General features: G+C 30.7%; 1 protein-coding gene. It reads right to left on the reverse strand.

Annotated features, from left to right (window positions below):
- Positions 1-628: 628 nt before the first annotated feature.
- On the reverse strand, positions 629-1,792 hold the full coding sequence (corA, locus tag F6K54_RS00950; RefSeq protein ID WP_293073200.1) for a magnesium/cobalt transporter CorA: 1,164 nt from the start codon (positions 1,790-1,792) through the stop codon (positions 629-631).
- Between the last annotated feature and the right edge of the window lie 397 nt (positions 1,793-2,189).

A 2,189-nucleotide genomic window follows, 5' to 3' on the forward strand; every position in this document is an offset into this window, starting at 1 on the left:
CGCATTTTAAGAATATTTTTGGAGAGTTGCTCACGCATCCCCGTTACAAAAATAACTTTTGACTTCTAACTTCTGACTTCGTTAAATATCCCACTCTTTTTTATAAATCATTTGGCATTGGTATATTATCAAAGATTAATTGCTCAAACAATATGAATAAATTATTGGCTATGAATATCTCCTAATCTTCTACTCCAATAGTAGTTGAAAGATTTTAAAACTATTAACTACTATCTATCTTGTGGATATATTTCAATTTTCAAGCTCACAAAAAGTCTATAGCAATCCTATTTCCGTTGCGAGTAATTTCAGTTATCAGTTATCAGTTAGCTTCCTATGGTCGGAGCTATGCTAACAGTTATCAGTACATCTGTAATAAGGAGGCTTTAAATATGGAATATTCTCTTTTTTTATCCCCTTAAAAGGTAAGGCGCATACCCAGAATTTTTCGGTAAAAATATCTGGGAATTTAGGGAACAGAAAATAGAGACTAGGGAATAGATAATATGGGTAAAAGCTTCAGATTTTTTATATATCCCACTCTTTTTTACAAATCATTTGGCATTGGTATCTTATCAAAAATTAATTGCCCAAACAATTTTAAGAAATTATTTGCTGTGAATATCTCCTAATCTTCTGCTTCAATAGTAGTTGAAAGATTTTCAAACCATCCTCTTCGCCAAAAGAAGTAAATCAAACTAATAGCAGTAGAAAACATTATGACTAAGCAAAGAGGATAACCATAATACCAGTCTAATTCTGGCATATTCCAAGGAGATTCTCCTGGATCAAAATTCATCCCATAAATTCCGGCGATAAAAGTTAAAGGAATAAAAATTGATGATATAACAGTTAGTAACTTCATTACTTCATTCATTTTATTATTGACAGAGGACAAATAAATATCCATTAAATCAGAAGCTAAATCTCTGTAAGTTTCTACTATATCTCTGAGTTGAATTGTATGTTCATAACAGTCTCTAAAATAAACCAATACATCAGGATTTATTAAATTACTACCATCTCGAATCAGAATATTTATTGCTTCTCTTGATGACCAAATAGCTCGACGTAATGTTAATAATTCTCGCCTCAATTTATAGATTTTTTGCATAGTATGACGGTCTGGTTTAAATACTACTTCATCTTCTAATATCTCTATCCGTTCTCCATATTCTTCTAATACAGGAAAAAATCCATCAATAATTGTATCTACTAGAGAATAAGCCAAATAATCTACTTTTTGTTTCCGAATAATTCCTTGATTATTTTTGATTCTTTCTCGTACAGGTTTCAGACAATCATATTCAGGATTTTCTTGAACTGTGATTAAATGTTTTTCTCCTAAAATAATACTGACTTGCTCTTTGTCAAATGGTTCTGAATCTGATTTTATTCTGACCATCCAGGTAATAATTATGAGTTGATTTTTGTCATTTATAACTTTAGGTCTTTGTGGTACATTAACAATATCTCCAACACTCAGAGGATGTATTTGAAATACTTTTGCCATCTGTTGCCAAGATGTTTGATTGCCCAAACCAAGTACATTAATCCAAGAAACTGAATCTGATTGGAGGCAGGGAATACAAACTTCTGGATTTACTATTTTTCTGGTAGCTATATTTTCTGTATAATCTATTAGAGCAATTTCTGGTGGTGGAGCATCAGGTTCTAAATCTAGAGTTCCAGGTAAATCTTCTGGAGCGTCATAATAATAGTCAACATAAGATTCTTCTTCTTCTGAAGGTAATTCATGAGGATTAGGTTGTACATTGATTGAATTTGCCATAATTTGAAAATTATTTGAAAATTATAAGTACTGCTTCTAACAATTTTAAGTTTGATAAATAAAGTGATATAAAGTGATTTTATTTTAACTTTATTTTTTTGATAAAAGAGGTGGAAATATAGCAATATGATTTTAGTTGTGAGATATTGGAGACTTTTGTTTTAGGAAATAGGAAATAGGGAATAGGGAATAGGGAAGAAGAAAAAACTAATACATAAGAATAAGACAACTGCTATATTCTATACTTCAAAGGAAAACCTCAATTCTCACATCTGATTCCTGATTCCTATATCTTTTGAAATTGACCAAAAAATCAGGTCTGAAGCCTCCCCTAACTGATAACTGAAATAACGTTATATCATGTCTGTTTAATTAGCGATCAAAAACTTTCTTCTTC

Origin of the sequence: Okeania sp. SIO3B5 (assembly GCF_010692555.1) — a bacterium.
GTDB lineage: Bacteria > Cyanobacteriota > Cyanobacteriia > Cyanobacteriales > Microcoleaceae > Okeania.

What these genes read in the sequence shown, in the direction of transcription:
- corA (WP_293073200.1), bottom strand. Translation starts at nt 1,792, where the DNA reads ATGGCAAATTCAATCAATGTACAACCTAATCCTCATGAATTACCTTCA.